This is a genomic window from Eggerthella sp., assembly GCF_048329335.1.
GTDB lineage: Bacteria > Actinomycetota > Coriobacteriia > Coriobacteriales > Eggerthellaceae > Eggerthella > Eggerthella lenta.
The window spans coordinates 20,075-27,811 of sequence record NZ_DBFEGU010000036.1 but is presented as its reverse complement, the minus strand read 5'-3'; the positions used below and the strand labels follow the sequence as shown (position 1 = coordinate 27,811).

General features: G+C 63.1%; 7 protein-coding genes. 2 read left to right on the top strand and 5 right to left on the bottom strand.

The annotated features are described in order from the left end of the window. The first annotated feature begins 207 nt into the window (after nt 1-207). Nucleotides 208-1,002, top strand: coding sequence for a ZIP family metal transporter (locus ACMO6A_RS01400; RefSeq protein WP_009305273.1), 795 nt, complete (start codon nt 208-210; stop codon nt 1,000-1,002). A gap of 109 nt (nt 1,003-1,111) precedes the next feature. After that, nucleotides 1,112-2,284 carry an iron-containing alcohol dehydrogenase gene (locus ACMO6A_RS01395; protein ID WP_009305272.1) on the top strand — a complete coding sequence of 391 codons (1,173 nt, stop codon included), beginning with the start codon at nt 1,112-1,114 and terminating at the stop codon, nt 2,282-2,284. A 571-nt stretch (nt 2,285-2,855) separates the two neighbouring features. Here the strand turns inward: ACMO6A_RS01395 and ACMO6A_RS01390 are convergent. The 5 genes from ACMO6A_RS01390 to ACMO6A_RS01370 all read right to left on the bottom strand — a co-directional run bounded on the left by ACMO6A_RS01390 (nt 2,856) and on the right by ACMO6A_RS01370 (nt 7,386). Then, nucleotides 2,856-3,554 (bottom strand): LrgB family protein, encoded by a 699-nt coding sequence (locus ACMO6A_RS01390; protein ID WP_009305271.1) that lies wholly within the window; start codon nt 3,552-3,554, stop codon nt 2,856-2,858. 5 nt (nt 3,555-3,559) lie between these two features. Then, nucleotides 3,560-4,063, bottom strand: a complete 504-nt coding sequence (locus ACMO6A_RS01385; RefSeq protein ID WP_009305270.1) for a CidA/LrgA family protein — start codon at nt 4,061-4,063, stop codon at nt 3,560-3,562. A 221-nt stretch (nt 4,064-4,284) separates the two neighbouring features. Beyond that, nucleotides 4,285-4,653 carry a phage holin family protein gene (locus ACMO6A_RS01380; protein ID WP_009305269.1) on the bottom strand — a complete coding sequence of 123 codons (369 nt, stop codon included), beginning with the start codon at nt 4,651-4,653 and terminating at the stop codon, nt 4,285-4,287. A gap of 153 nt (nt 4,654-4,806) precedes the next feature. Next, nucleotides 4,807-6,309: a basic amino acid/polyamine antiporter gene (locus tag ACMO6A_RS01375; RefSeq protein ID WP_009305268.1), complete on the bottom strand. Its 1,503-nt coding sequence runs from the start codon at nt 6,307-6,309 to the stop codon at nt 4,807-4,809. 300 nt (nt 6,310-6,609) lie between these two features. Next, nucleotides 6,610-7,386: a dimethylarginine dimethylaminohydrolase family protein gene (locus ACMO6A_RS01370; RefSeq protein WP_015761450.1), complete on the bottom strand. Its 777-nt coding sequence runs from the start codon at nt 7,384-7,386 to the stop codon at nt 6,610-6,612. Between the last annotated feature and the right edge of the window lie 351 nt (nt 7,387-7,737).

The following is a 7,737-nucleotide window of genomic DNA, read 5'->3' as shown; positions in this document are numbered from 1 at the left end:
CGCTGAGGCGTGTTTTTCGGGCGATGATGGGGTCCCGTGCGCTGGCAGCTTCAAGTTGACGCTGAGGGAAAGCATCGCGTGCGTGATCGATTATTGTCGTACACTGTGGATTGATACAAGGACACGGCTCTGCGCGATGCCGTCGGTTTCCCCGATTCCGTGCGACGCGCCGATGGACACGAACGAGTGAATACGATAGGAGCAAGCATGCAAACTGCTTTGCTGTGGGCTGCCGGCGGGACCGGCTTCACCTTCTTGATGACCACGTTGGGCGCTGCGTCGGTTTTTCTGTTTCGCAAGCGCAACAGCATGGTGTTTCAGCGGATATTCCTAGGATTCGCGGCTGGCGTAATGATAGCGGCGTCTGTGTGGTCGTTGCTGATTCCCGCCATCGAGCGCGCGGAGGAAGCGGGGCAGGTCGGGTGGATTCCCGCTGCGGGTGGATTCGCCATCGGCGTGGCGTTCCTCATGGTGCTGCACCAGCTGTTGCCGCACCTGCATCCGGGCGAGAGCAAGCCCGAGGGCCTGCCCAGCAAATGGGATCGTCCCACGCTCCTGTTCACGGCCGTCACGTTGCATAATATCCCCGAAGGCATGAGCGTTGGCCTACTGTTCGCCATGGCTGCCCAGAACGGCGGCGACCCCGCCATGTTCGGCATGGCCGTGGCGCTGGCTATCGGCATCGGTATCCAGAACGTGCCCGAGGGCGCAGCAGTGGCGCTGCCCATGCTGCAGGAGGGCATGAGCGCACCGAAGGCGTTCGCATTGGGAGCGCTGTCGGGTTTGGCTGAGCCGGTGTTCGGCATCCTCGTGGTGCTGTTCGCCGGGCTCATCTCGCCGTACATGCCGTGGATGCTGGCGTTCTCAGCCGGTGCCATGATGTACGTTGTGGTGGAGGAGCTTATCCCCGAGGCGCATCTGGGCGAGCACTCCAACGCCGGCACGCTGGGCGTGATGGCCGGCTTCCTGGTCATGATGATCCTGGACGTGGCGCTGGGCTAGAGGCGCGGTGCAGGATGCTCTTTCTTGGAGACGCTGCTGGTAGTACTATGTGATACGTTGCACCACGAACAATCAACATGACGTGAACGCATGGCGGAAAGGAACGTCTATGGAGAACTTCGAATTCGTGTCGCCGACCCACTTCGTGTTCGGAAAGGGCGCTGAAGAGCAGGTGGGAAGCAAGCTGGCCGAGCGCGGTGCGCGTACGGTGCTGCTGCACTTCGGCGGCCAGAGCGCCGTGAAAAGCGGCCTGATCGACCGCGTGAAGGCATCGTTGGATGCACAGGGCATCAAGCACGTGGAGCTGGGCGGCGTGCGTCCGAACCCCGAGATCACGCTTGCTCGCGAAGGCATCGCGCTGTGCAAGGAACACGATGTCGACTGGGTGCTGGCCGTGGGCGGCGGCTCGGTCATCGACTCGGCGAAGGCCATCGCCGTGGGCGCGCACTACGACGGGGACGTGTGGGATTTCTTCGAGACGAAGCGGCTGACGGACGACGTGCTGCCCATCGCCGTGGTGCTCACCATCCCGGCTGCCGGCAGCGAGGCGTCGAAGAACACGGTGGTGTCGAACGACGCATTGCAGATGAAATCGGGCTACGCGAACAACGCCCAGCGTCCGAAGCTCGCGTTCATGAATCCTGAGCTCACGTTCACGCTGCCACCGTTCCAAACAGCTGCGGGCCTTACCGACATGTTCTGCCATCTGCTGGAGCGCTTCTTCGACGACGTGGGCGCGGTGCCGGTGACGGACAACCTGTGCCTGTCGCTTATGAAGACGGTGCGCGCCGAGGCGCCGCGCGTCATGGTGGATCCTGAGAACTACGATGCGCGCGCGAACGTGATGTGGGCCGGCATGTTGTGCCACCAGGGCCTCGCCGGCGTCGGCCGTCACGAGGACTGGGCGACGCACGGCCTGGAGCACGAATTGTCGGCCCTCTATCCCGAGATCACGCACGGCGCAGGCCTGGCCGTCATGTTCCCGGCCTGGATGGAGTTCGTCTACGATGCGAACCCGGCGCGCTTCGCCTACTACGGTCGCGAGGTGTTCGGACTGGCGCCTACGGGCGACGTGAACGCCGACGCGCTGTCGGCCATCGACGAGACGCGCTCGTTCTTCGCCTCGCTCGGCATGCCTATCACGCTCGCGGAGCTCGACGTGGAGGAAGACGACATCGAGAAGCTCATCCCTACGCTCAAAGAGAACAAGGGCGAGCCCTTCGGCAGCTTCAAGAAGCTCACCATGGACGATGCCCGCGAGATCTATAGGATCGCGTTGTAACGGCGCTTGCTTTTGCGCCGCCCGTTCGTATAATAGAGGCGAGCCGCAGGGAGCTCTAACTCCCCACGGCTCTCGAATCGCTTCGGCGGTTTGGCTACTTTTCTTACGGCTCCTTGTCCTTGCGGATCGGGAGCCGCTCCACTATTGCTGTCAAGAACCCCAGCAAGCTGGAAGCGAACTCAAGGATCGCCGCTATCAAGGCCAAAACGGTCATGGCGTCCACCTCCCTCCGTGCGGTCCCTCGCTCGGGAGCATCTGGTGGAAAGGGGTGTGGTGCCGCGCCGCCTCTGCGCTTCGTACCTCTTAGTATAGCGACCGCGTATCATGCGCAGATGGCGCGCATCCAGCGCGGATCTTCCTCGATCTCGCGCGCGTCCGACGCGCTTGCCACGCGGATTCCACGTTTCTCGCCGGCGTTTCCGACGCGGTTTCCACGCGAATGCGATGCGAGGCTAGCTCATATACGAAGCGGTTGCGCGCAAAGTTCGCAAGCGAGGCGTTCATCTGCGAAAACGAAAGGGCGTCTCACGCGAAGCATTCGTGCCGCCTGCCGCGGAGAGGTGGCGTCTTCCTATAGAAAACAGCTTGCGACGATGACGATGGCGGTGGTCAGCAGACCTGACACGGCGATGGAGACGCCGCTCATGGCGCCTTCGAGCTCGCCCATCTCGAGGGCTTTCGTCGTTCCCACCGCGTGGCTGCACGTTCCGATGGCCACGCCCTTGGCGATGCCGTCGCGCACGCGGAACAGACGCGCCATGAGCGGCGCGGTGATGGCGCCCAGGATGCCGGTGACGATGACGGCGGCCACCGTGATGGACGTGATGCCGCCCAGCTGCTGCGATACCGCAATGGCGATGGGCGTGGTCACCGACTTCGGGATGAACGACAGCGCCAGCGCATCGTCGAGCCCCAGCAGCTTGCATAGTGCATAGGCGCTAGCCATGGACACCACCGAGCCTACAAGGCAGCCCGCGAAGATGGGAACGAAGTGCTCCTTGAGCGTCTGGCGCTGCCGGTACACCGAGTATGCCAGCGCCACGGTGGCCGGTCCTAACAGAAACGAGATGAGTTGCACGCTCTGCTCGTAGGAATCCAGGGGGATGCGCAGCGCCACGAGCGCTGCGATGATGAACGCGACGGTAACCAGCAAGGGATTGAGCAGCGGCGACTTCACGCGCTCGTACAGCAGCACGGAAAGCTTGAACACTGCGAACGAGGCGACGGTTCCCACTGCGAGTGTCAGTGCGAGTTGCGCTATGCCGTCCATCGCGCCTACGCCTCCTCGTCGGCGACGCGGGCGACGCCTGTCGCATCGACGCGCTTCGCCGTCAGCCGAGACACGAGCATCACCGTGTACGACGTGGCCAAGAACACGATCACCGTGGTGATTACGCATACGAGCGCGAACTTCAGCGCGTTGCCCTCCAAAAGGGAGACGCAGCCCATGATGGCCACGCCGGCGGGAATGAAGAACAGCGACATGTTGTCCAGCAGGCAGTCGCAGGCGTCGCCCACATGCCGCGCTTTCAGCAGACCCGTGCCCAGCAGTACCAACAGCAGCACCATGCCCACGATGTTGCCCGGAAGTCGGACAGGAAGCACGCTTGCGATCGCGCATCCCGCACCGTACACGGCAACCACCAGGGCGAGCTGCGCGGCGAAGCGCGCTCCTCGCTTGCCCGCCCGTCCTGCTTTCGCGCGCCAAGAGACATCGCCATGAGCAGGTGCGGACGCGCACCCGGAGACGCCTGAGACGGCGTCGGTCTGCTGTTTCACGATTCCAATCCTCACGTGTATGCGGGCGCACGCGCCGCTTTGCTTGTGCGCCTGCCCAATTTTTGCCGCGCCCATTGTACGGCGGTTGTCGTGTTTGCGTGCGATCTGCGCTCAGAATTCACGCAAACGACCCTTCCGATCGTTTCGGAGCGCTCTCGAACCAAAGAAAGCGGCACTGCCGAAACCGACGGTGCCGCTTGCAGGTGGTTGCGATCCGGATGCTAGTCCTTGCCTACCAATGCGTTCACCAGCGCCGATACGATGCTGATGACGATGGAGGCCACGAACGCGCTGCCGAACGAGTCGATGACCAGTCCCACTTGGAAGATCCCGTTGGCCAGCCATGCCGCGATGTACAGCATGAGCGTGTTCACCACCAGGTAGAAGATGCCCAGCGTGATCACGCTGATGGGAAGGCTGAGCACCTGCATGATGGGCTTGATGCTGATGTTGATCAGCGACAGGATCAAGCCGAAGATGGCGATGCCCACCCACGCGTCGGTGCCGCCGAGCAGATCCATGCCCGGAACGATCCACACCGCAACGCCCACGGCGATAGCGGTGACGAGCCAGCGGATGATGAAGTTCATGGGACGCTCCTTGACGTGCGACGATATATCCGTATCACTGTAGCACGCTGAAAGCGAGACGGAAAACATCGGTCATGGAGCCGTAACCCAACGAACGGCGCCGACCCGCGCGTATGCGCCGCCTGCGCGAGCGAGCAGGCGGCGCAGTGGGAGCTACAGCACCTGTATCGTCCCGGTGGCCATGAGGGCGATCGATACCGCCATGAGCACCACGATGACGGCGGCTATCGCCTTGTCCGCCATGTTTGGCAGTATCTTCTCGCCGCGTTCGCGCTGGCCCATGGCATATACGATGATGCCGGGAGCGAACAGGATAGTGGTGATCATGATTCCCACCAGCCCGGCCGCCCACACGAGGAACACCGTGTACACGAAGCCGACGGTGCCGAACACGCGGGCCTTCTTCACCTGCTCGGGCGTCAGGTGCTCGCGCTTCCAGGCGATCTTCATGTAGTAGGCCGCCGAGCACACGTAGGGGATGAGGATGGTGGACACGGCGCACGCGTAGAAGAATTGGTACGTGGACGACGAGAACACCGACACGATCAGGAACAGCTGCGTGATGCCGGCCGAGATGAGCACGGTGACGATGGGCGCGCCGTTCTTGTTCGTGCGCGCGAACGACTTCGGGAACACGCCCTGGCGCGCGGCTTCGAACGGCGTCTCGGCGGCGATGATCACGTAGCCCAGCATCGCGCCCAGAAGCGACAGCACCACGCCGAGGTTCACGATGCTCGCGCCGACAGACCCGATGGCATGTTCGAGGATGCCCGCCATCGACGGGGTGGCCAGCTCGGCCATCTGCGCGCGCGGCATGACGCCCATGCTCTCCAGCGAGATGATGAGGTACAGTACGAACACCGAGATGAAGCCGATGACCGTGGCGCGGCCCACGTCGCGGGCGTATTTCGCGCGACCCGAGATGACCACGGCGCCTTCGATGCCGGTGAACACCCACACGAGCGCGATCATGGTGGACACGATCTGCGTGCCAAGGTCGGGTCCGCCCGCTTCGCCCCAGAAGTTCTCCATGAAGATGGCGGGGTCGAACTTGCCCAGCAGCGCGATGGACAGCACGAACAGCGAAAGCGGCACGAGCTTCGCGATGGTGACGATGACGTTGATGCCGGCCGCTTCCTTCACGCCGCGCGACACGAGCCACACGAGCAGCCACAGAAACGCCGACGCGCACACGCACGACAGCAGGTTGTTGCCGCTTTCGAACGGATGGAAGAAGTACCCCAGCGCCGAGAACAGCAGGATGGCGAACGACACGTTCGACAGGCACGCCGACACCCAGTAACCCCATGCGGAGTTGAACCCGACGAAGTCGCCGAATCCTGCCGCCGCGTAGGCGTAGATGCCGCCGGTGAGATCGGGGCGGGCCTGCGACAGCCCGTTGAAGCACATCATGAGCGAGAACACGCCCACGAAGCAGATGGCCCAGCTGATGAGTACGGCGCCGGTGCTGGCGCCTCCGGCGGCCATGTCGCCGGCCAGCGCGAAGATGCCTCCGCAGATGCTGGCCGTGATCACCATCATGGTGAGGCGGAACAGATCGAGGCCGTTCGGGTCGATGATCTGACCTTTGTCGCGGGAGGCTCCTGCGCTGGCGGCGAGGCTCCCGTCGAGGGTTTCAGAGGCAGCGTTCGACATAGCCCCTCCTTTATCTGGGGGTCGAAGGGAATGCTGACGCAGGGCACGGCAAGGTGCGAGCGTCGGAAATGCAACGGCGCGCCGGGCAAGTGCCGCAGCGCGCCGTATGCGGCGATGTAAGAACGGAGGAGACGAGCTGTTTGTGGCGAGTCGGATAGCCGTGAAGGTTCTGGGGGTTTGAGCTAGCGAACAATCCAGTGAATTGTTCGCTAGCGCTTTTCCCGGCCGAGCGGTCGGGGGCCGGGTGCGAAAGCCCCCAGGTTCTGAACGGCTAGACGGCCGCCACAGACAGCCCCCAGGTTAGAAGCGCAGCGACAGGCAGCTCAGGCCGCCGTCCAGCTTGCGGTACTCGGACGTATCGACGGTGATCGTCTCGTAGCCGGCGTCTTGCACGGCCTTCAGCACGGTGGGATAGCCCTCGGGCACGATGACGGTGCCGTTCACCCAGATGCAGTTCGCGGCGTACGCCTCGTCCTCGGGGATCTCGATGCGGTTGTACTGCTCGAAGTCGGGCTTCGTCACGAACTCGCCGGACACCAGCATGTTGCCGTCCTCCAGGTAGTTCACGCCGGTCTTCAGGTGCAGGACCTTCTCCAGCTTCACTTCGGAACCCTCGAGGCCCCAGCCTTCCAGGATCTCGCAGAACTGGCGGATGCCCTCTTCGTTCGTGCGGGCGGACTGGCCCACGTAGAAGTGGTCGCCCACCATCATGACGTCGCCGCCGTCCAGCGTGCCGGGGCTCACGATGCGCTTCACATGCTCGTCGTCGAAGAACTGGCGCACGGCCGGCTCGATCTCGTCCTTCTCGCCGTTGCGGCTGTCGGCGCCCGGGTTCGTGATGATGGCGCCGCAGCGCGTGATGACCGCGGGATCCTCGACGAAGCAGGAGTCGGGGAACTGCTCGAGGGCGGGCAGGACGGTCACTTCGACGCCGCACTCCTTGAGGGCCGCGATGTAGTCGTCATGCTGCTTGAGGGCTTTCTCGTAATCAGGCTTGCCGAGTTCGGGCGCGGAGGTGATGCCCTCGACCATGGACTTGGCGGGGCGGCGGACGATGACGTTGGAGAACTTGGTCATGACGGATCCTTTCGTGAGAGATCATTTCCGTTTGCTTCCTATGGCGCATATTGTATTCTGTATATTGTATACAATCAAGAGGAAACGGGAAGTTTTTCGGAGTTGTTGAAAAGGGGATGGTGGGTCTCATTTGGCGACGGCGAGGGGCACGCCGGCCCTCGAATTCCCTCGGGCGCGATCGGGGGGCGTGGGCAGAGCGCATCATCGCCCGAAAAACACGCTCCAGCCGATGAGGCGTGTTTTTCGGGCGATGATGCGTGTCGGAATGCGAGCGCGAATGCGGCAGAACCTCCATGCATGCGGGGCAAGCGCGCGAATGCGCCGTAGTGCTTGTGGTATATTGGCATACAC

What these genes read in the sequence shown, in the direction of transcription:
- ACMO6A_RS01400 (WP_009305273.1), top strand. Translation starts at nt 208, where the DNA reads ATGCAAACTGCTTTGCTGTGGGCTGCCGGCGGGACCGGCTTCACCTTC.
- ACMO6A_RS01395 (WP_009305272.1), top strand. Translation starts at nt 1,112, where the DNA reads ATGGAGAACTTCGAATTCGTGTCGCCGACCCACTTCGTGTTCGGAAAG.
- ACMO6A_RS01380 (WP_009305269.1), bottom strand. Translation starts at nt 4,653, where the DNA reads ATGAACTTCATCATCCGCTGGCTCGTCACCGCTATCGCCGTGGGCGTT.
- ACMO6A_RS01370 (WP_015761450.1), bottom strand. Translation starts at nt 7,386, where the DNA reads ATGACCAAGTTCTCCAACGTCATCGTCCGCCGCCCCGCCAAGTCCATG.
- ACMO6A_RS01390 (WP_009305271.1), bottom strand. Translation starts at nt 3,554, where the DNA reads ATGGACGGCATAGCGCAACTCGCACTGACACTCGCAGTGGGAACCGTC.
- ACMO6A_RS01375 (WP_009305268.1), bottom strand. Translation starts at nt 6,309, where the DNA reads ATGTCGAACGCTGCCTCTGAAACCCTCGACGGGAGCCTCGCCGCCAGC.